Origin of the sequence: Peribacillus sp. NPDC097264 (assembly GCF_050277925.1) — a bacterium.
In the GTDB taxonomy this organism is placed as follows: domain Bacteria; phylum Bacillota; class Bacilli; order Bacillales; family DSM-1321; genus Peribacillus.
The window spans coordinates 52,813-74,449 of the sequence record NZ_JBNNSR010000011.1 but is presented as its reverse complement, the minus strand read 5'-3'; the positions used below and the strand labels follow the sequence as shown (position 1 = coordinate 74,449).

Annotated in this window: 18 protein-coding genes; 16 read left to right on the top strand and 2 right to left on the bottom strand. The window is 38.4% G+C overall.

What is annotated here, in order from left to right; translation table 11 throughout:
* The first annotated feature begins 3 nt into the window (after positions 1–3).
* The 6 genes from ACQKL0_RS17245 (at position 4) to ACQKL0_RS17220 (ending at position 5,235) form a co-directional block, all read left to right on the top strand.
* Positions 4–1,893: a PTS fructose transporter subunit IIABC gene (locus ACQKL0_RS17245; RefSeq protein ID WP_427688821.1), complete on the top strand. Its 1,890-nt coding sequence runs from the start codon at positions 4–6 to the stop codon at positions 1,891–1,893.
* 228 nt (positions 1,894–2,121) lie between these two features.
* Positions 2,122–2,526, top strand: a complete 405-nt coding sequence (locus tag ACQKL0_RS17240) for a secondary thiamine-phosphate synthase enzyme YjbQ (RefSeq protein WP_402868860.1) — start codon at positions 2,122–2,124, stop codon at positions 2,524–2,526.
* 27 nt (positions 2,527–2,553) lie between these two features.
* The gene (locus ACQKL0_RS17235; protein WP_403079447.1) at positions 2,554–3,123 is read left to right on the top strand and encodes a GNAT family N-acetyltransferase; all 570 of its coding nucleotides are present in this window, start codon (positions 2,554–2,556) and stop codon (positions 3,121–3,123) included.
* 121 nt (positions 3,124–3,244) lie between these two features.
* Positions 3,245–3,844: a cell wall hydrolase gene (locus tag ACQKL0_RS17230; protein ID WP_402868856.1), complete on the top strand. Its 600-nt coding sequence runs from the start codon at positions 3,245–3,247 to the stop codon at positions 3,842–3,844.
* 173 nt (positions 3,845–4,017) lie between these two features.
* Positions 4,018–4,662 carry a PAQR family membrane homeostasis protein TrhA gene (gene trhA, locus ACQKL0_RS17225; protein ID WP_427688819.1) on the top strand — a complete coding sequence of 215 codons (645 nt, stop codon included), beginning with the start codon at positions 4,018–4,020 and terminating at the stop codon, positions 4,660–4,662.
* Positions 4,663–4,752: 90 nt separating this feature from the next.
* Positions 4,753–5,235, top strand: coding sequence for a YusW family protein (locus tag ACQKL0_RS17220; protein WP_407408357.1), 483 nt, complete (start codon positions 4,753–4,755; stop codon positions 5,233–5,235).
* A 280-nt stretch (positions 5,236–5,515) separates the two neighbouring features.
* On the opposite strand, the gene ACQKL0_RS17215 is transcribed toward ACQKL0_RS17220, so the two are convergent.
* Together ACQKL0_RS17215 and ACQKL0_RS17210 are read right to left on the bottom strand one after the other, a co-directional pair.
* Positions 5,516–6,085, bottom strand: coding sequence for a biotin transporter BioY (locus ACQKL0_RS17215; protein WP_427688817.1), 570 nt, complete (start codon positions 6,083–6,085; stop codon positions 5,516–5,518).
* A gap of 350 nt (positions 6,086–6,435) precedes the next feature.
* Positions 6,436–7,527, bottom strand: coding sequence for a GntR family transcriptional regulator (locus ACQKL0_RS17210; RefSeq protein ID WP_427688815.1), 1,092 nt, complete (start codon positions 7,525–7,527; stop codon positions 6,436–6,438).
* Positions 7,528–7,880: 353 nt separating this feature from the next.
* Between ACQKL0_RS17210 and ACQKL0_RS17205 the strand changes: the two genes are divergently transcribed.
* The 10 genes from ACQKL0_RS17205 to ACQKL0_RS17160 all read left to right on the top strand — a co-directional run bounded on the left by ACQKL0_RS17205 (position 7,881) and on the right by ACQKL0_RS17160 (position 21,429).
* Entirely contained in the window at positions 7,881–9,491 is a 1,611-nt protein-coding gene (locus ACQKL0_RS17205; protein WP_427688813.1) for a xylulokinase, read from the top strand.
* Between the two features lie 23 nt (positions 9,492–9,514).
* On the top strand, positions 9,515–10,210 hold the full coding sequence (locus ACQKL0_RS17200) for an L-ribulose-5-phosphate 4-epimerase (RefSeq protein ID WP_402956933.1): 696 nt from the start codon (positions 9,515–9,517) through the stop codon (positions 10,208–10,210).
* 52 nt (positions 10,211–10,262) lie between these two features.
* Positions 10,263–11,687 (top strand): L-arabinose isomerase, encoded by a 1,425-nt coding sequence (gene araA / locus ACQKL0_RS17195; protein WP_427688811.1) that lies wholly within the window; start codon positions 10,263–10,265, stop codon positions 11,685–11,687.
* A 250-nt stretch (positions 11,688–11,937) separates the two neighbouring features.
* Entirely contained in the window at positions 11,938–13,332 is a 1,395-nt protein-coding gene (locus tag ACQKL0_RS17190; protein WP_427688809.1) for a sugar porter family MFS transporter, read from the top strand.
* 198 nt (positions 13,333–13,530) lie between these two features.
* Positions 13,531–14,568: an aldose epimerase family protein gene (locus ACQKL0_RS17185; RefSeq protein WP_427688807.1), complete on the top strand. Its 1,038-nt coding sequence runs from the start codon at positions 13,531–13,533 to the stop codon at positions 14,566–14,568.
* 407 nt (positions 14,569–14,975) lie between these two features.
* On the top strand, positions 14,976–15,494 hold the full coding sequence (locus tag ACQKL0_RS17180; RefSeq protein WP_402988312.1) for a hypothetical protein: 519 nt from the start codon (positions 14,976–14,978) through the stop codon (positions 15,492–15,494).
* Positions 15,495–15,517: 23 nt separating this feature from the next.
* Positions 15,518–17,068: a flotillin family protein gene (locus ACQKL0_RS17175; RefSeq protein ID WP_427688805.1), complete on the top strand. Its 1,551-nt coding sequence runs from the start codon at positions 15,518–15,520 to the stop codon at positions 17,066–17,068.
* Between the two features lie 987 nt (positions 17,069–18,055).
* Positions 18,056–19,294: an acyl-CoA dehydrogenase family protein gene (locus ACQKL0_RS17170; RefSeq protein WP_427688803.1), complete on the top strand. Its 1,239-nt coding sequence runs from the start codon at positions 18,056–18,058 to the stop codon at positions 19,292–19,294.
* Between the two features lie 90 nt (positions 19,295–19,384).
* Positions 19,385–20,458: a phosphotransferase family protein gene (locus ACQKL0_RS17165; RefSeq protein ID WP_427688801.1), complete on the top strand. Its 1,074-nt coding sequence runs from the start codon at positions 19,385–19,387 to the stop codon at positions 20,456–20,458.
* Positions 20,459–20,670: 212 nt separating this feature from the next.
* Positions 20,671–21,429 (top strand): SDR family NAD(P)-dependent oxidoreductase, encoded by a 759-nt coding sequence (locus ACQKL0_RS17160; protein WP_427688799.1) that lies wholly within the window; start codon positions 20,671–20,673, stop codon positions 21,427–21,429.
* Positions 21,430–21,637 lie beyond the last annotated feature (208 nt).

The following is a 21,637-nucleotide window of genomic DNA, read 5'->3' as shown; positions in this document are numbered from 1 at the left end:
TCTATGAAAATTACAGACTTGTTAAAATTGGATACCATTCTTATAGATTTGCAAAGCGAGACAAAGCTTGGGGTGATAGAAGAGTTATCCGCCAAGTTAGCACAAGCTGGACGTTTACATGATGAAGGTGGATTCAAGGCCGCCATTTTGAAACGTGAAGAGCAAAGTACGACAGGGATAGGTGAGGGAATCGCCATCCCACATGCAAAAACGAGTGCTGTGAAAACGCCGGCCATTTGCTTTGGAAAATCAGTTTCAGGTATTCAATATGAATCGCTTGATGGGCAGCCAGCTCATTTATTTTTCATGATTGCGGCAAGTGAAGCAGCTAATCAGGTTCACTTAGAGACCCTATCTCGATTGTCTTCATTATTAATGGTCGCTCAATTCAGGTCTCAATTGGTTTCTGCCACATCAGCTGAAGAAGTGTTGGAGATTATCAATCAAAAAGAACAAGAAGCAGATCAAGACGAAAACGAAAATGAAGAACAGGAAACAAGTACGATTAGGGATGCTGCAAAAATCTTGGCCGTTACGGCCTGCCCGACAGGAATAGCCCACACTTATATGGCAGCGGATGCTTTAAAGGCTAAGGCGAAAGAAATGGGTCTTGATTTCAAAGTTGAAACCAATGGATCGACAGGTGTAAAAAATAGGTTGAATCCAGCGGAAATTGCCAATGCGGATGTCATTATTGTTGCAGCGGATAAACAAGTGGAGATGGACCGTTTTGACGGTAAGCGGGTTATCATCGTTCCCGTTGCTCATGGGCTCAGGAAGCCGGAGGAGTTACTTAAACGGGCTGTTAACCGGGACGCACCCATTTACAAAGGATCTAAAGAGGAAAGTCGAGAAGGTGAAACTTCAACAAAAGGGAAAATCGATATTTATAAGCATCTGATGAATGGCGTAAGTAATATGCTTCCATTTGTTGTAGGTGGAGGGATCTTAATTGCACTATCCTTCTTTTTTGGATTAGATGCATCCGATCCGACGAAACCGGAATATAATCCGATAGCCAAAGCATTAAGTGATATTGGGGGAGGTACAAGCGGGGCCTTTTTCTTTCTAGTCCCAGTCCTGGCAGGCTTCATTGCCTCAAGTATCGCCGATCGTCCAGGATTTGCCCCAGGTATGGTGGGAGGATTGTTGGCAGCCCAGGCCAATGCTGGCTTCATAGGTGGCCTGATTGCAGGTTTTCTTGCCGGGTATGTTGTTTTAGGATTGAAGAAATTATTCTCTAATTTTCCACAGGCTTTCGAAGGGATTAAACCGGTATTGCTTTATCCGGTGTTCGGAATGTTAATAACAGGCTTGATCATGCTATTCGTTATTAATGAACCGGTGACTGCTCTCAACCAAGGTTTGTCGAATTGGCTTCAGGGCCTATCAGGGACAAACGCCGTTCTTTTAGGAATGATTCTTGCAGGCATGATGGCTGTAGATATGGGGGGCCCTATCAATAAAGCTGCCTTTACCTTTGGGATTGCGGCTATTGAAGCACAAAGCTTCGGCCCTCATGCAGCAGTTATGGCGGGTGGTATGGTACCTCCGCTTGCCATTGCCTTTGCGACTACATTTTTCAAAAGTAAATTTAACGATACAGAAAGGAAATCTGGATTGACAAATTACTTTATGGGAGCCTTTTTCATTACAGAGGGAGCGATTCCATTTGCGGCAGCCGATCCGTTTAGGGTAATTATCAGTAGTGTGATTGGAGCAGCAACGGCGGGTGCTCTAACGATGGCATTCAATGTCACATTGCCGGCACCTCATGGGGGCGTGTTTGTAATACCATTAGTTAACCATCCATTTCTATATTTGTTGGCCATTTTAATAGGCTCACTCATCTCTGGACTTATCTTGGGATTCTGGAAAAGAAAACAGAACTGAAGATTGGCGGATTCAAGAATCTTGAATCCGTCTTTTCAATTTTCCAGACTTTTTAATCGTACAAAGATTCCATATGATTCACTTTTGGGGAATGTTGTTCCTCGGGCATATTATAGATTGGTTAAAAAGTCTTTATATGACGAATAATAAGCCATTGATAGAGACATAAAAAAGCATGTTTCCCCTAGTTTTTGGGTAGAGAATATAAATAACATAAAAAGGAGAAGGATGACCTTGTTGAAGAAAAACACACTAAAAACCATCAAAAGAGATGATATGATAGATGTTACGACAGAAGTGCAGGCATTTGTAACGGAAAGGGGAATACAAGAAGGTATAGCGCTTGTATATTGTCCACATACTACTGCAGGCATTACAATTAATGAGAATGCGGATCCAGATGTTAAAAAAGATATGCTTAGGAGATGGGATGAGCTTTATCCATGGAATCATACGTTGGATTTACATATGGAAGGGAACACTGCTGCTCATTTAAAGTCCAGCACTGTAGGGTCGTCACAACAAGTTATTATCCATAAAGGTAGTTTGGTCCTTGGTAGATGGCAGGGTATATATTTCTGTGAATTTGATGGTCCTAGAGATCGTCATTACTTCATCAAACTGATTGAGTAAGATAAGGATATGCAGGGGGAAGCAATTTTGATAGATGTTTTGATTACAGGAAAAAAAGTACGGTTGAGGAATGTCCAACAGGACGATTTGAAAACCTTATGGAGTTTAAGGTATGGAGAAGAAAATCCTTTGTGGAAAAAATGGGATACACCATACTCAGCTAATGAAATTATGGATTATCCTACGTACATTAACAATGAGATGAAACTACGGAGATACGATCAAAAATTAGGTGTTTTCTCTGAATTATTAATAGAAAGGGAACACCAAATAATCGGGTCGGTTGTTTATTATTGGGAGAATGAACCAGCAAGATGGCTAGAAATCGGAATTACCATATATGAACCAAGATATTGGAATGGCGGTTATGGAACGGAAGCCATTAGCCTATTCATTCCTTATTTATTTCAAAATTTAACCATTGAAAGGATAGGATTGACGACGTGGTCTGGAAATGAACGAATGATGACGGTCGCTGAAAAAGTAGGAATGCAACTTGAGGGTAGAATAAGGAAATGCATTTATCACGATGGGATTTACTACGATTCCATCAAGATGGGGATGTTACGTGAAGAATGGCAAGCGAGAAATGAATGAACGATAATCACTTTTTTTAAAAATGTAAAAAAACACCTGGATTACCTTGGGAATAATTTGACGCTGTTTTCTCTTTTTTATTCTGTTATTCTAGGGAGGTGCTTAACGAGGAGGTTAAAGGATGAAATTATCAGTTGTATTACCGATGATCATAACTCTTAGTGTCATCATACTTGGACTAGCATTCCCTTGGGAAACCACAAGCAAGGCTTCGAATGGTGCTAAAAAACATGTTATTAAACAAGGTGAATCGATATGGGATATCGCTAAGCAGCATGGAGTTCCAATTCAAACGTTAAAAGAAGTCAATAATAACAAGAATAATGTTGCTGAACCAGGCAAAACATTGATTATTCCGCATTTCATGAATGAAACCGATAAAGAATTATTAGCTAGATTGGTTCATGCTGAGGCAAAAGGTGAGCCATATAGAGGCAAGGTAGAAGTAGCAGGAGTCGTGTTAAATCGTCTTGATAGTGGCGAATTCCCTGAAACAGTAAGAGAAGTGATTTATCAAAAAAATCAATTCTCTCCTGTTGATGATGGTAGCATTAACAAACCTGCTGGAGAAGATGCAGTACGGGCAGTAAATGAAGCAATAGCCATTCACGGCTATACGAATGATGCATTATATTTTTGGAATCCAAGTATATCCGACAGTGTGTGGATGGAAAAATTAGAAGTGGTTAAAATTATCGGTGGCCACCATTTTGCCATTTGATCATGAAGCCTGACCGTCTACGGTCAGGCCTTTTTCAATAAAAGAGTATTTCCTCAAAAACGTTATAGTCGAAAAGGGCTGATGAATGGAATTACTTACTTTAATGCATTCTGGAAGTAGGATATAATTGAAAAGGAAATTGAAAAGTGGTTCAATGAATAAGGAGTTGTAAGATGGCTAATACGCACGTTTATACAAAAAAAGAGGAAGTATTCAATGCAATCACCCATGGAATTGGTGTCTTATTAAGCATTGCCGCTCTTGTTTTATTAATAATTTTCTCTGCTCAACAAGGATCGGCTTCACTCATTGTGATTTCGATCATTTATGGAGTTTCTATGCTCCTTTTATATGTAGCTTCTACTTTAGTGCATAGCTTTCCTGAGGGGAAATTGAAAGACCTTTTTGAGATTTTTGATCACTCGGCCATTTATATATTCATTGCGGGCACGTATACACCAATCATGCTGCTCGTCATTCAAGGGGCTTTAGGATGGACGCTACTGGGAGTTGTATGGGGTGTGGCAGTGGTAGGAGTCATCTTCAAGGCTTTCTTTGTTAAGAAGTTTCTTTATCTATCCACGATTTTATATATCGCAATGGGGTGGATGATTGTACTGGCATGGGGCCCGCTAACCAACACCATGCCAGCAGCAGGCATACAATTACTTATAGCAGGAGGATTACTTTATACTTTCGGTGCCATCTTTTATGTATGGCGTGGTTTTCCTTTTCACCATGCTGTATGGCATCTCTTCGTGCTAGCAGGATCTGTGGCACACTTCTTTGTAGTTTTACTTTATATTATCCCTCTATAACTAGAGGGATTTTCCTTATATAAATAAATTCGTGTTTTAAATTCTACCATTTAGGTAATAGATAAGAAAAGAGATTTAGGAGGAAACCATATGAAGAAATCTTTAAAAGTACTTTCGGTCCCATTTGCTGCTATGCTTGTATTAGCAGGATGTGGAGAAGATGACGAGGTAAAGAATCCGCCGGTACAAGAAAATGAAAACCAAGCGGAAACAAATCCTGAAAAGGGAACAGAAACCAATGAAAAGCTTCCATTTACTTTCAAAGCCTTTAACCTAGAAGTAGATTATAAAGGGAATAACAATGACTATGAAGCGGAATATGATACCATGGGTGCTCAAACGGAAGCTTCTATCGATGATGAATCCAATAAACATGAAGTACATGGTGATGAAGCGATGGAAGAATTGACGCCAATTTTAGAAAAGTTGACGTTCACCCAAGACTCTACGGATGATGAGGTCGTACAAGAAGTGACTAAAGCCTTTAACTTAAAAGAGGATTACCAAGAGTTCGAATTGGAAGTTACGTATAGCGATGGAAAAACAAAGGTATATAAAGTCGTTAATAAATAAAAACAATCGTGATAGAATATATTCAAGAGTTGTCAAATCTTAATTGTTATAGTAAAATGGTGTAGGTAAACAAAGGGGTTTATCATACTTTTACTATGCTATTTAATTCGGGCTTATGGGGATAGGACCGTAGTAAATACATATAAAAAAAGAGTCTTTTTTCTAAAAAGAGTCTTTTTTTATTTTCTGGAAAATAAAGCCCGACTTTAAATATATATAATTAAACGATATAGACAGGGGGTACCAAATCCATGGTATCTACCTGTCTTTATTTTGTCTATTAGGAAATAGAGATATTTTTTTTCGGAAGCATTTTAGCTGAAGCAAGTCTAGCTCGAATGGAAACACCTAACCAGGATGCTAGGAGGGCTTTCAGGATACCTACGATTAAGAATGGTGCGAATCCACTAGCAATGGCAGCTGTCCAAGTTAATGAAGCTGCATATTTTAACCATATTGTTCCAATGGTTAATGTTATCATCATGCCAATGATATTAGCTATGAAAGCAATCGGAAATGTAAAACGGGTTTTTTCCAAAATCCAGCCGGTAATGAAAACAGTAGGGATATAAGACAATAAATAGCCACCGGTAGGACCGAAAATCTTTGCCAGTCCTCCAGACATTTCTGCAAAGACAGGAACACCAGCTGCACCAATGAATAAGTACAAAACTACTGAATAAGTACCATAACGAGCACCCAGGATCGTAGCGGCAAGTCCAACGGCCAGAGTTTGTCCTGTAATAGGCACGAGCGGGAGTGGAATGGTTAGTTGGGAAAGGATTCCGATAATAGCTGCAAATAAGGCTGTGATTATCATCATTCTTAATTTTTCATGACTCGTATTCATAGCGTTTCCCCCTAATGTAAACTAATTTTTTATTTGGTTAACAAATAAAATTTTATTATAGGATGTAAATACTGTCAATATCTTTTGTTTATTAGTTTGAGGGTTAAAGATCGGATTACAAGTAGGTTGGAATTAGGGGGGAGTGTAAATTATATAGGGTTTTATAAGCCTGATATTTAGCTTAACTTGAACAATTATCAATAATACAGGTATAGCTGTATGGTCACCACTTTGTAAATGAGGATGGAATCTTGAAAGAGCAGAAAAATGGATTTCATCATTTGACTGCCTTCACATAGGAATAATCAGAGCCCATGTGAAGATAGTCAATCATTTAAACCAGACTAGATTTATTTTATATCTAGCTTTTTTACAGTTTCCCCTTCAACTAAGACTGGTTGGTAATAGTTTTCATTGGGTAAGTCCTTCTTTCCTTGTAATTTCTTGATCAACCAATCAGCTGCATCATGACCCATTTGTTCTTGTGGGTGTGTTAAAGTCGTTAATTTGATATTAGCATTTTTCGCAATATAAGAATTGTCCTGGCCAATAATTGATAATTGTTCCGGAATGGAAATATCAAGTTGTCTGCATACATTTACTACTTCTAACCCTACCTCGTCGTTATAGCAAACAATGGCAGTCAACATGTCTCTATTTTCGTTTAAGAACCGCTTCAAGTTCTTGTGCAAGTCTAGCTTCGTTTCTGTAGTATATGAAAGCAATTGTTCGGGTTGAAAGCGTAATTTTGCTTCTCCAAGTGCTTTTATATATCCCTTCATTCGATATTTTCCTTGTAAATCATCCATTTTTGATATGAACCCAATTTGGGTGTGTCCATTGGAAATTAATTCTTTTGTCGCGAGATAGCTCGACTGCACATCATCTAGGCAAAAGAAAGGAACTTCTAATTCTTCATAATAAGCGTTAATCATGATGAATGGTACCTCTTGTTCCTTAAATGTTAGGTAGTAAGCAATGTTGGGATTGTATAGATTGCTTTTTGTAGGTTCAACAATCAAACCATCTACGCCAAAAGATAACATCATTTCCAAGGCTTTTTTTTCTTGTTCGACGTCATTATTTGTACTGGCCAATAGTAAGGAATAATTATTTTCATTTAATCTTTTTTCAATTCCGCGGATAATAGAAGGGAAAATGTAATCCGATATGTAGGTCGTGATGACACCAATCGTTTTATATTTGAAATTCCCACCAGACTTTAGTTGATATTGATTACTAACATATGTCCCAGAACCTTTTTCACTTCTTAAGAATCCCTCGTTTGCTAATTCTAAAATGGACTTTCTTACAGTGTGTCGGCTAACGTTGTACATATCTTGCATAACGGACTCAGTAGGAATTTGTTCTCCTATACTATACTCACCTGTAAGGATTTTATTTTTTAAATGATCGACGATTACCTGATACTTTGGTTTCATTAAACCTCACCTCGTTTCGGTTGTTTGCATTCTTATTTATTTTCCTTTTATATTTGTACGTACACATTTTAACATAAGCCTGAGTGGATTAAAACAAATTACCTCAGTTTGTGTATATGTTTTGGATAAAGCTATTAATACCTGATTTTTTACCATATCCTTTACTCCCTATCCCTATTCACTTAATATCCTAGATTCACTGCCTTTGAAGTGAGGATGACGGTTCAACTTAAAAGCTGTGAGTATAATTAATATTGTTTATTGACAAATGTACGTACAAAAAATATAATATATTCATAAATGAATTCAAGCGCCTCCTGTATATTGAAAGCGCTATCGAAAGGGGGATTAACGTGCAATCGAATCGATTAGAAATTATACAAGCGATTAACGAGGGTGATACTTCACTTGGAATCGAATTTGGCTCAACACGTATAAAAGCGGTGTTGATAGATAAACGTTATGAAACAATCGCATCTGGAAGTTATGAGTGGGAAAACCTTCTGGAAGATGGATTTTGGACATACAATTTAGTGGATATAATCACCGGTCTGCAAACAGCTTATAGTGAAATGAAGCAAGAAGTTGAACGAAATTACGGCATAACAATTCGGAAAATTGGATCTATTGGATTCTCTGCAATGATGCATGGTTATATGGCTTTTGACCATACAGGGGAGCTACTTGTTCCGTTTCGAACTTGGCGTAACTCAACAACTGGTGTGGCAGCAAAAGAATTAACTGATCAATTACAATTCAATATCCCTGAACGATGGAGTATTGCCCATCTTTATCAAGCAATATTAAATGAAGAGAAGCATTTGCCGCGTATTGATTGTATTACGACTTTGGCTGGATACATTCACTGGTTATTGACTGGTAATAAAGCAATTGGCATTGGGGATGCTTCAGGGATGTTCCCAATTGATGAATCAACGCATGATTACAATGAGATAATGATCAAGCGTTTTGATGAATTGATTGCTACGAAAGGTTATCCTTGGATGCTTAAAGAGATCCTTCCTAAAGTTTACGTTTCAGGTGAGCAAGCGGGAGAATTAACCGAAGTGGGAGCGAAAATCCTGGATAGGTCCGGGAATTTACAACCAGGCATTCCGATTTGCCCACCAGAAGGCGATGCTGGAACGGGAATGGTTGCTACGAATAGTGTGCAAAAACGTACCGGCAACGTCTCAGTAGGAACTTCCGTTTTTGCCATGATTGTACTAGAGAAAGAGCTTTCAAAAGTATATCCAGAAATTGATATGGTAACTACACCAAACGGAAGTCCAGTTGGGATGGTCCACGCGAATAACTGTTCAAGTGACCTCAATGCATGGTTGGGATTGTTCCGTGAATTTTCTGAGGCAATGGGACAAAAGGTTGAGACAAATAAATTATTTGAAGTAATGTTGAACAAAGCTCTGGAAGCGGATCCAGATGGTGGTGGTTTGCTTAGCTACGGTTATTTCTCAGGTGAAAATATTACAGGATTTGAAAAAGGACGACCACTATTTGTACGCTCGCCTGAGAGTCGTTTCAATTTAGCGAACTTCATGCGGACTCACCTTTTTACTGCTTTCGGTGCTTTAAATATCGGAATGGGTATTTTGACAAAGGAAGAAAATGTTGCGATTGATCGTATTTTAGCTCACGGTGGTTTATTTAAAACCCCACTTGTTGTACAAAAAATCGTTGCCGCTGCAATGAATACGCCAGTATCGGTAATGTCGACAGCAGGTGAAGGTGGACCGTGGGGAATGGCGATTCTTGCCTCTTACATGTTGAATAAAAATCAAAAAGAAAGTTTAGAAGACTTCCTCGACCAAAAAGTATTCAAAGATATGGATGGGCAAGAAATTTATCCTGACCAAGTAGATATTGAAGGATATGAAACATTTATTGAAAGATACAGGAAGGGCTTAGTAATTGAGCAGGCAGCTGTTGACAATTTGATGTTATGAGTTGGAAAACTGGAGGGGTTGGCGTGTTAGAACAACTGAAAGAAGAGGTATATCAAGCAAATTTAGACTTGCCTAAATATGGTCTCGTGAAATATACATGGGGAAATGCAAGTGCCATTGACCGTGAAAGTGGTTTATTTGTTATCAAACCTAGTGGTGTTGATTACGAAACAATGAAAGCCAGCGATATGGTAGTTGTCGATTTAGATGGCAATGTTGTTGAGGGAGAGCTGAGGCCTTCATCAGATACAGCGACTCACGCAGTACTTTATAAATATTACCAAGAAATTGGCGGCATTGTTCATACTCATTCAACTTGGGCGACAATCTGGGCTCAAGCAGGCCTTGATGTTCCAGCGATGGGGACTACTCATGCAGATACATTTTACGGATCGGTCCCTTGTGCGCGCTATCTAACACAAGAGGAAATTGATCGTGGGTACGAAGTGGAGACTGGGAAGGTAATCATCGAAACATTCGAAGAGCGTGGGTTGGACATTTTAGCCGTTCCTGGCGTATTACTTCATGGTCATGGACCGTTTACATGGGGTAAAGATGCAAAATCCGCTGTCATGAACAGTGTGGTCTTGGATGAAGTTTCGAAAATGAATTTATTCACAAGGGAATTAAATCATTTTGCGAAAGAATTACCACAAAATATTTTGGATAAACATTATTTACGAAAACATGGAAAAAATGCTTATTATGGTCAAAAGTAAGATTTAACTCTACCAAGTTATCAAACCAGTAGATTAAGAAAAGAGGGTTATTATGTTAACAACAGAAACAAAGGAATTTTGGTTTGTCGTTGGATCACAACATCTATATGGAGAAGATGCGTTAGCGCAAGTCAAGGCGCATGCACAAACGATAACCGATGCATTAAATGAATGCGGCATTCTGCCTTACCCAATTGTTTTGCAAGATCTAGCTGTTAGTGCAGATAGAATAACAAACATCATGAAAGAAGCCAACTATCGTGATGAAGTTGCCGGAGTCATTACTTGGATGCATACTTTTTCACCTGCGAAAATGTGGATTCGTGGAACAAAATTATTACAAAAACCATTACTTCATTTAGCCACTCAATTCAACGAAAGCATTCCATGGGCTACGATAGATATGGACTTTATGAACTTAAACCAATCCGCTCATGGTGACCGTGAATATGGTTTTATCAATGCCCGTCTGAACAAACAAAACAAAGTGGTTGTAGGTTATTGGGAGCGTCCTGAAGTGCGACAACAAATTGCACAATGGATGGACGTAGCGGTTGCTTATAACGAGAGCTTCAACATTAAGGTCGCTCGTTTTGGAGATAACATGCGAAACGTTGGCGTAACTGAAGGGGATAAAATTGAAGCACAAATCCAATTTGGCTGGACAGTTGACTATTTTGGAATAGGGGATCTTGTTCAATATGTAAATGCAGTTACGGATGAAGAAATTGATGCATTATTTGCAGAATATGAAGGACTTTATGAATTTGAATATGGTACATACAGTAGGGAAGATTGGGAAAAGAGCGTAAAGGTACAGGCAAGCTATGAAATTGCAATTAAACGTTTCCTTGATGACGGTGGTTATACGGCATTCACAACGAATTTCGAAGACTTATATGGAATGAAACAGCTTCCTGGTCTTGCCGTCCAACGTTTGATGGCGCAGGGATATGGCTTTGCGGGTGAAGGAGATTGGAAGACGGCAGCACTTGATCGCTTACTGAAAGTGATGAGCCATAACCAATCAACTGGCTTTATGGAGGATTACACATATGAATTAGCTGCCGGACAAGAATCAATCCTACAGTCACATATGCTTGAAGTCGATCCAACTTTAGCAAGCAATAAACCGAAAATGGTCGTATCTCCATTAGGTATAGGCGATCGTGAAGATCCGGCACGTTTAGTATTCGATGGTAAAGCGGGAGACGGTGTCGTTGTTTCCATGGCTGACTTTGGTACAAATTATAAACTTTTAATTAATGAAGTTTCTGCTTTTGAACCTTCTGTTCCAGCACCAAACCTTCCAGTTGCCCGTGTACTTTGGGAAGTGAAGCCAAACTTCCAAGATGGAGTGAAAGCTTGGATCGAGAATGGTGGGGGCCACCATACAGTTGTGTCATTGAATTTAACAACAGACCAAATCATAACCTATGCAAAATTAGTTGGTTTGGATTACGTAATTATTAAGTAATGTTTTTCCCTCCTCGGGAGATTGGCTTCCGAGGAGGGGAAAATTAGATTCGTAAATCCTGAAATTATTTTGTAGGCGTGCTTTATTTTTTAGGGTAAGATGAAAGCGTTTTATTGACTGAATAATGACACAGAATTCATCCTTATAAGCAATAGTTGTAAACTATTAGGGTTTCTTAAAAAGAAATTAATACTTTTATAGTATAGGGATTTTTTGAATGTAATTTTATAACCTTTGGGAGGAAACATTAATGGTTAATGAAAAGAAAATCTCAAGTGGATTCATTTATTTTTTTGGGGCATTTGGAGGCATTCTCTTCGGTTATGATATCGGCGTTATGACGGGTGCTTTGCCTTTTTTGCAACATGATTGGAATCTTCAAAACAACCCTAGTGCTATAGGTTGGATCACCTCTTCCTTGATGTTTGGAGCTATTTTTGGTGGTGCCCTGGCTGGACAACTTTCAGATCGTTTAGGACGGCGCAAAATGATTTTAATATCTTCTATCATTTTTGCTTTTGGGTCTATTTTAGCAGGTGTATCCCCTCATAAAGGGATTCTATTTATGATTGTTGCTCGTATTTTATTAGGGATAGCTGTTGGTGCTGCCTCTGCCTTAGTCCCAGCCTATATGTCTGAAATGGCACCTGCCCGTTTACGTGGACGGTTGTCCGGAATTAATCAAACAATGATTGTTTCCGGAATGTTACTTTCGTACATTATTGCTTATCTATTGAAAGACTTACCAGGTACCATGGCATGGCGTTTGATGCTAAGTTTGGCTGCGGTACCTGCTTTAATTTTGTTTATCGGGGTGTTAAGGTTACCGGAATCACCACGCTTTTTGATTAAGAATAATAAGATTAATGAAGCACGTAAAGTGTTGAGCTATATTCGCTCTAACAAAGAACAAATTGATTCTGAAATAAAACAAATTCAAGACACTGCAAAAGAGGAAACGAAAGTAAATCAAAAAGCGTCATGGGGAACCCTTTTAAGCAGTAAATACCGTTATCTAGTAATTGCTGGGGTCGGGGTAGCTGCGTTTCAACAATTCCAGGGAGCAAACGCAATTTTTTATTATATTCCTATGATTGTAGAAAAAGCAACAGGGCATGAAGCCAGCTCAGTATTGATGTGGCCAATTATTCAAGGGGTTATACTCGTATTAGGTTCATTATTATTCTTAATGATTGCTGATAAATTCAATCGCCGTACTTTATTAACGATAGGCGGAACTATTATGGGGCTATCCTTTATTTTGCCCGCAATATTGAATGTATTAATTCCTGATGCAAATCCGATGATGATGGTTGTTTTTTTAAGTATTTATGTTGCGCTATATTCATTCACGTGGGCGCCTTTAACATGGGTTATCGTTGGAGAAATTTTCCCACTGGCGATTCGCGGGCGTGCATCCGGGTTAGCTTCATCATTTAACTGGATTGGATCTTTCTTGGTTGGATTACTATTCCCTATCATGACAGCAACGATTTCTCAAGAAGCTGTTTTTGCAATATTCGGTGTTATATGTTTGCTTGGTGTTCTATTTATCCGGACATGTGTTCCTGAAACTCGAGGTCATTCTTTAGAGGAAATTGAAAAAAACGGATCAATAAAACCAGCCAAGGGAGAAAGCGCTTAAATTTCAACTATGATTTTTGGAGCCAGTTAAATCAGGAATTCATATGGTACTCTGGTCATTATAATCTATAGGTACATCATGAACTTTTATGATTCCTAACAAAAGGCCGAAGTGAATACTTCGGGCTTTTGTCTTTTCACTTTAAAAAAATTAACTTATCATTATAAAAAAGAATTTAATAGGGTAGGAGCCGATATTATGAAAGTATCACATAGCTCATTTGGAAATAATATTTTGCTGTTTACTATGGAAAATGATCATGGTATAAGAATGGAAGTTACAAACTTTGGAGCAAGAATCGTCAATCTTTTCGTTCTTACGGAATCAGGTCCCACTAATATCGTATTGGGATTTGACACGATAGAGGATTATCAAAAAGAAACATATTATGGAGCTACAATAGGTAGAGTGGCTGGGAGAATTAAAAATGGTGAGTTTTCCATTGGTGAATCCCGTTATAAAACATCCGTCAATCAATTAGGGAATACATTACACGGTGGCAATCCCGGATTCGATGAAAAAATATGGGATTATGAAGTGAAGGAGAATGATGAAAGTGCGTCAATCACTTTTTCAACTCACTCACCTGATGGAGAAAATGGCTTTCCGGGGAATTTGAAAGTAAGTGTGACGTATACATTGGATAACTTAAATACTTGGTCAGTGAACTATCAAGCAAAAAGTGATAAAGACACAATTTTTAATCCGACCAATCACGTCTATTTTAACTTAACAGGGCACCCTAGCAATCCAATCGATAATCATTTCTTACAAATCTTTTCTGAAGAGTTTGCGCCAGTAAATGAAGATACCACGGTTACTGGGGAAAAGCGAAGCACGATTGGCACGCCTTATGACTTTCGTACGCCAAAGGAATTACGTTCAACCTTTGAAGCTATTGACGCAGAGGTTGAAAAGGTTCAAGGGATCGATCATCCATTTTTCCTTACCTCTTCAGGAATTCAGCAAATTGCAGCCAAATTAATTAGTCCTGACGGGAAAATAACAGTCGAGGTATACACAGATGAACCTGCAGTTGTCATTTACACGGCAAACTTTGTGAAAGGTGTTCCACTGATGCATGGAGAAAAATTAAGTCAACATGGTGGAATAACGTTTGAAACCCAAGCTGCTCCAGGAGCGGAGGAATTTGAAGGTTTTGGAGATATTCTGCTTTTGGCAGGCGAAAGTTATACGTCCCAAACAAAGTTTAAAATCGAGGTTAGCCCCCGTTAAGTTGAAGTTTCTAACATACGTGAGGAAGTTCACAAGAGAATATTAAACACGTAGCACCTCCTGAGGACAATTAATCATAGGAGGTGCTTTATTTATGCCACGATAAAATAAAACAATTTCCCCGTACATTATTTCTATAGTATCCTCAAAATGAATATTGAAAAAAATGACGAACACTTTATATTCCTATCGAAATTGAGCAATTGTAGTAGGTCCGAATTAAGGGGTATTTATTATAAATGTGAAACCTTTCCTGCTTTCATTCGTATTAATGGTAATTAAAGTATAATATGGGTTTAAACCCTAATATATAAATGGTATCAAATGAAAAGAAAGAGGAGGTAGCGGCTAAATTAAATGATGCTCATTTTTTGTGGGGAAGAAAACCTTATGTAAGGGATGAAAATATGGAGTTGTATGGAGTACCACTAGAAACCGTCTATCTATATGGATTAATTTTATCTGGAGGACTGACATTTTTAATCATTTTGTTTAATGATGTATTTTCTGGATTAGAACTTCCGGATATTTTTAATCCTACTTTGATTTTTAGTTTTTTGACGATTTTTTTTGCAAGTGGCTTTCTGTTTGAATCAGTTACAGATCTCCATGCCGGTGTGATTGTAAGCCTTTCTTTTTTACTGGCATTAACAACCGTCACATTATTGAATGTGTTTGTTTTGATTCCCGTTTCAAGGGCGGAGTCAAGCTTAACCTTTCATGATCATGATTTGAGGGGAAGGGTGGGACTTGTCTTAACGACAGTTCCGGTAGACGGGTTTGGCGAAGTGTTAATACAGAGTAATAGCGGCAGTATTTCTAAGACTGCGGCAAGTTTCAAAAATGAACAAATCGCTTCAGAAACTAAAGTCTTGATCATTGAGGTGAAAAATGGGGTTGTCTATGTCATGCCCCATTATAATTAAAGAGGGTTGAGGAGGGAATGTTTATGACAAGTTTAATATGGATCGTTATTGCTATTGTTGCTTTTTTACTTATTGCACTTATTGCTGTCTTTGTTACGAAGTACCGTACGGCTGGTCCTGATGAAGCATTAATTATTACTGGAAGTTATTTGGGGAATAAAAACGTACATGCCGATGAATCAGGAAATAAAATAAAAATTGTCCGGGGTGGAGGAGCCTTTGTCCTTCCGGTTTTCCAGCAAGCAGAACCGTTAAGCCTGCTATCGAGTAAACTGGAGGTTTCTACGCCTGAAGTATATACGGAACAAGGTGTACCAGTTATGGCAGATGGTGTATCCATCATTAAAATCGGTAGTTCCATAACGGATATAGCGACAGCTGCTGAACAATTTCTAGGAAAGACCAAGGACGATCGTGAACAGGAAGCCCGTGAAGTGCTAGAAGGACATTTAAGATCTATTCTTGGCTCCATGACCGTTGAAGAAATTTATAAAAATCGTGAAAAATTTTCACAGGAAGTTCAGCGGGTCGCTTCTCAAGATTTAGCAAAAATGGGGCTGATCATTGTGTCTTTTACAATAAAAGATGTGCGTGATAAAAACGGTTATCTTGATTCACTAGGGAAGCCAAGAATTGCCCAAGTAAAAAGGGATGCGGATATTGCAACGGCTGATGCTGAAAAAGAAACCAGGATTAAACGGGCGGAAGCTTCAAAAGAGGCCCAACGTGCTGAACTCGAGCGGGCAACGGAAATAGCGGAAGCCGAAAAAATCAATAAGTTAAAGGTTGCAGAATTTCGCCGGGAGCAGGACATTGCTAAAGCACGTGCAGACCAAGCATATGATCTTGAAACAGCCCGTTCAAAGCAAGATGTAATGGAACACGAAATGCAAATCAGGATTATTGAACGGCAAAAGCAAATTGAGCTTGAAGAAAAAGAAATTCTTCGCCGAGAAAAGCAATATGATTCCGAAGTGAAGAAAAAAGCGGATGCTGACCGTTATTCGGTGGAGCAAGCGGCTTCGGCAAATAAGATGAAACAAATAACTGAAGCTGATGCAGATAAGTATAAAATTGAAGCAATGGCAAAAGCGGAAGCGGAACGTATCCGGTTGGATGGACTTGCCAAAGCCGATGCACAAAGGGCCCAGGGGACAACAGATGCCGATATCATCCGTTTAAAAGGGGTGGCAGAGGCCGAAGCAAAACAGAAGATTGCTGAAGCATTTGAACAGTTTGGTCAAGCGGCCGTGATGGATATGATCCTGAAAATGCTCCCGGAGTATGCAAAACAAATAGCTTCTCCACTGGGTAACATTGATAAAATAACGGTAGTGGATACGGGTGGGAACGGTGTAAATGGGGGGGCTAACAAAGTGACCTCTTACGCGACTAACCTAATGTCCACACTACAAGAGTCCTTAAAGGAATCTTCAGGCATTGATGTGAAAGACTTGCTTGATAACTTTTCAGGTAAGCGAAATATATACCCGCACACGGTGAATCAAGAAAATGTAGACATGAATGCGACGATCGGTGCAGGGAAAGAAGAATTGGAGAAGACTATTTTATAAAATAGGGTAAGCAAAACACTTGGTGGGGATTTGTGTGAAATTTCATTGCAAAGAAAAATATGAATTTAAACTAAGGTTTAATGGTTCATCCTACTATTTAGAGAAGAAAAATAAGTTGGCTTATTTTCGGTGAAGGTAAATTACTGCTATACACGGTTTAAATGGGGCTGTCTCATAAGTCCTTTTCTAGTAAATAGCGCAAAATTGAAGAGGCAGAAATGTTGTTAAATCAACATTTCCGCCTCTCTCAGTTTATGGCTTAATTAACCCTTTGGGACAGCCCCATTTAATATGTAGTAAACTAAGTGTTCCATTTAAATGTTAAATACGTAGCACCTCCTGGTACGATGAATAAAAGCGGGTGCTTTACCTATTCCAAAAAATCACATGGAGAGGTTAGGATGAAATAACCAATTTGTAATCAAATCGCCATTAATCCGAAGGAAAGCATGGATGATTTTTTCCTTGAATTACTTCTTTTAAAAATAAAATGGTACCCCCCCTAATAGGTCCTTTGTGGTAGGTACAATTAAGATTTACTTTTAAAAATTGCAAAACACCAGCAGCAGAATATTTAAAATAACGCTAATTTTTTTTGTGGAAGGATAAAAATATTTAAGGGATGAAAGTATGAATATATACATTGAAAGTGGTTTGTGAGGGAGCATGAGCTATTATAGTGAAAAAATATTAGTATACTATTCCTTGTGTTTTTGAAATAGTAATAAGGGGTATTCAGATTAAACATTTGCTTGAGTAATTTTTAAGAATACTTTCGAATAATTATTTATCATAAAACATTTTTTAACAGGAAGAAACGAGATAGAAAATTTATTTTTTTAAAAATATTCTAAATATATTGACTAATCAAAATCCAGTCTATTACAATTAAAGTTGAAAGGTGATTCGAATATTATAAATTAATCAATTTTGCAGGAATGAAAGACTTTTCATAAAAAATCTTAATAATAAGGGAGATGTATTAGGATGAATTTCGAGTTCTCGGATAAAGTAAAGGATCTGCAACATCAGGTAACGGAGTTTATGGAACAATATGTTTATCCAAATGAGACCGTATATGAGCAACAGTTAAATGAAGGCACATCGAGGTGGGAAATCCCTCCAATCATTGAGGAAATGAAAATTAAAGCAAAGGAAAAGGGCCTATGGAATCTATTTCTTCCAGAAAGTGAGTACGGAGCAGGACTAACTAATTCGGAGTTTGCTCCTTTATGTGAAATAATGGGCCGCTCTCCCTTCATTGGTCCGGAAGCTTTTAATTGTAGTGCACCTGACACAGGGAATATGGAAGTGTTGGTACGATACGGTACGGAGCAACAGAAAAAGGATTGGCTGATTCCTTTATTGGAGGGGAAAATCAGATCTGCCTTTGCGATGACAGAACCTGCAGTGGCCTCTTCAGATGCGAGAAACATTGAATCAAGCATTCAAAGAGATGGAGACCATTACGTTATTAATGGGCGCAAATGGTGGACATCGGGCGCCCCGGATCCACGATGTAAAATTCTTATTTTTATGGGGAAATCCAACCCCAATGCCCCAACCTATGAGCAACAATCCATGATTTTGGTCCCGATTGATACTCCAGGAGTAAAAGTTCTTCGAAGCCTCAACGTGTATGGATACGACGATGCACCTCATGGGCATGGAGAAGTATTATTTGAAAATGTAAGGGTACCTGCTTCAAATATGATATTGGGAGAAGGAAAAGGTTTTGCGATTGCTCAGGGAAGACTTGGGCCTGGTCGAATTCACCATTGTATGCGCCTAATTGGTTTGGCAGAAAGAGCATTGGAATCAATGATTGAGAGAGCACAAACTCGGGTCGCTTTTGGAAGCGCTATCTCCGATAAAGGGGTTATCCGGCAATGGATAGCGGATTCAAGGATTGAACTTGACCAAGCACGTCTACTAACTCTAAAAACAGCATATATGATGGATAAATTAGGGAATAAAGAAGCGAAGAAAGAAATAGCGATGATAAAGATCATTGCACCAGAAGTGACAACGAAAATAATCGACCGAGCCATTCAGGTTCACGGAGGAGGCGGAGTTAGCCAAGACTTTCCTCTTGCTAGAAACTGGGCATATGCACGTATTGTTCGACTGGCGGATGGACCCAATGAGGTACACAGGGAAGCTGTGGCAAAACAAGAATTAAAACAGTTTAATCAAAAAGAGGCTAAGTATACTTTAAATCATTAGAATGCTTAATAAAGTCGTAAGGTGCACCTATCATAAACGTTTTCAAGTAATGGAAATAAACTGGTAAATCGACGGAAAGGCGGTAATAAGATGAAATCCCATGAAAGCGATGTGATATCAGTCGTTCGTGAAGGGGAAGATTTTAATAGGGAAGCTTTTCACTCCTATATGCTTAAACATTTAAATTGGTGGCCAAATGAACCGCTTGAAGTGACTCAATTTTCAGCCGGGTATTCCAATTTAACTTATTTAATTCGGTGTGGGGAGGAAGAAGTTGTTATGCGGCGCCCCCCTTTAGGACCTCTTCCTCCCAAAGCCCACGATATGAAACGGGAGTTTTCTTTATTAGAGAAATTATATTCAGCTTTCCCTTATGTACCAAAAACCTACCTGTTATGTGAAGACAAGTCGATAATAGGGGTTCCATTTTATATTATGGAACGGAAAGAGGGCTATGTATTCGATGAAAAATTCCCGCAAGATTTTACAGTTACAGACGAGAAATGCAAACAAATTTCCTTTGCGGCAGTTGATGCGCTGGCACAACTTCACCAAATCGACTATAAGAATGTAGGTTTGGAAAATTTCGGAAGACCTGAAGGCTTTATTGAGAGACAAGTTCACAATTGGATAAATCGGTATGAACGAAGTAAAACACATGATATTCCATACTTTGATAAAATAGGAAAATGGTTTACGGAGAACATTCCTTCTTCACAAAGAGCAACAGTCATTCACAATGATTATAAACTAAACAATATGATGTTCTCCAAACAAAATGTCGAGGAAGTGGTTGGAGTTTTTGATTGGGAATTGGCTGCGATTGCTGATCCTTTATTCGACTTAGCTGCCGCCTTGGGTTATTGGACCCAATCGAATGATTGGGAATCTGTTAAACAGAGTTTACCATCCTTGACGACCTCACCTGGATTTATCACTCGCGATGAATATATACACCGATACTCTTTAAAGACCGGACAAGATATCCCTCCACTTCATTTCTATATGGCGTTTACTTATTTTAAAATTGCGGTTGTGATGCAACAAATCTATTATCGATGGTTCAATGGGCAAACAAAAGATAGCCGGTTTGCGACACTTGATCAATCCATAAAAAGTTTAATGGAATATTCAAATGAAATCATTGAGACAAAGAAGTTCTAAACTACGGAATATCGCTCTTTCATAGTTTCTTGCAAGAACCCACTACTAGGTTAAGTTATGAAACATTGTTTTTGAGACTTTACCATAGTATTGGGGTAAGATCATATAATTGAGTAACGTACAAGCAGAGTATAAAGAAACTATTTATATACAAAGAATGACATAGAAATGAATATTAAGTTGTGCTTTGCAATTTGAAGGAGGTAACTTAATTGGAACTTTTGGACTTAACTGGGAAAATTGCATTAATTACAGGAGGAAGCCGTGGTATAGGAAAAGAGATTGTTAAAACCTATGCTGCACAAGGAGCTACAGTTGTAATTGCCAGCCGAAATCTTGATGATTGTAAAAAAGTGGCCCATGAAATTACTCAAGAGGACGGAAAAGCAATGGCTTTAAGATGTGACATGGCTAATTTAGATGACGTTACAAATCTGTTCAAAGTCATCATGGACACATTCGGTAAGCTTGATATTCTGGTTAACAATGCTGGTGTAAGTATCACAAAACCTTCACTTGAAGTTACTGGTGAAAATTGGGATATGCAGTTTGATATTAATATCAAGGGCTTGTTCTTTGCTTGTCAGGAAGCTGCTAAGATTATGAAAGAGCAAAAGCAAGGAAAGATCATAAATATTTCTTCAGCGGGTGGAATTAAGACATTCAAACGTATCGCACCATATGGAGCTAGTAAAGCAGCAGTTATTCATTTAACGAAATCCCTTGCTTCTGAATGGGCACGATATGGAATTTTGGTTAATGGAATTGCTCCAGGACTAATTAGTACTGATATTAATACAGAACAAATCGGAGATGAGGAGCTAGTAGGAAAGATGCTGAACATGATTCCACTTAGACGTCTAGGTCAACCATCCGACATCGCAACTATGTCCCTATTCTTGGCATCTGATGCATCTAACTTTATAACTGGTCAAACAATCTGTATTGATGGCGGGGTAACAGCAGAATGAGCATTGATACATTTTGAGAGAAAATTCTTGCTATAACTTAACAATTCATCATAAACAACAAAATAAGGAAGTGAATGATTAATAAGGAGGCTAATAATTGTCGACGACAAATATAAACCTAAAGACAGATAGAGGTATTTAAACAAGAAATAAGCTAGAAGAATAAAATTGAAGTAACTTAATCTATATTTACAGTTGTAATTAATTG

Excerpts from the sequence above, each read along its gene's own strand:
- ACQKL0_RS17220 (WP_407408357.1), top strand. The coding sequence starts at position 4,753 with ATGAAGAAATCTTTAAAAGTACTTTCGGTCCCATTTGCTGCTATGCTT.
- ACQKL0_RS17180 (WP_402988312.1), top strand. The coding sequence starts at position 14,976 with ATGGAGTTGTATGGAGTACCACTAGAAACCGTCTATCTATATGGATTA.
- ACQKL0_RS17170 (WP_427688803.1), top strand. The coding sequence starts at position 18,056 with ATGAATTTCGAGTTCTCGGATAAAGTAAAGGATCTGCAACATCAGGTA.
- ACQKL0_RS17215 (WP_427688817.1), bottom strand. The coding sequence starts at position 6,085 with ATGAATACGAGTCATGAAAAATTAAGAATGATGATAATCACAGCCTTA.
- ACQKL0_RS17190 (WP_427688809.1), top strand. The coding sequence starts at position 11,938 with ATGGTTAATGAAAAGAAAATCTCAAGTGGATTCATTTATTTTTTTGGG.
- ACQKL0_RS17230 (WP_402868856.1), top strand. The coding sequence starts at position 3,245 with ATGAAATTATCAGTTGTATTACCGATGATCATAACTCTTAGTGTCATC.
- araA (WP_427688811.1), top strand. The coding sequence starts at position 10,263 with ATGTTAACAACAGAAACAAAGGAATTTTGGTTTGTCGTTGGATCACAA.
- ACQKL0_RS17165 (WP_427688801.1), top strand. The coding sequence starts at position 19,385 with ATGAAATCCCATGAAAGCGATGTGATATCAGTCGTTCGTGAAGGGGAA.
- ACQKL0_RS17175 (WP_427688805.1), top strand. The coding sequence starts at position 15,518 with ATGACAAGTTTAATATGGATCGTTATTGCTATTGTTGCTTTTTTACTT.
- ACQKL0_RS17185 (WP_427688807.1), top strand. The coding sequence starts at position 13,531 with ATGAAAGTATCACATAGCTCATTTGGAAATAATATTTTGCTGTTTACT.
- ACQKL0_RS17240 (WP_402868860.1), top strand. The coding sequence starts at position 2,122 with ATGACCTTGTTGAAGAAAAACACACTAAAAACCATCAAAAGAGATGAT.
- trhA (WP_427688819.1), top strand. The coding sequence starts at position 4,018 with ATGGCTAATACGCACGTTTATACAAAAAAAGAGGAAGTATTCAATGCA.
- ACQKL0_RS17245 (WP_427688821.1), top strand. The coding sequence starts at position 4 with ATGAAAATTACAGACTTGTTAAAATTGGATACCATTCTTATAGATTTG.
- ACQKL0_RS17210 (WP_427688815.1), bottom strand. The coding sequence starts at position 7,527 with ATGAAACCAAAGTATCAGGTAATCGTCGATCATTTAAAAAATAAAATC.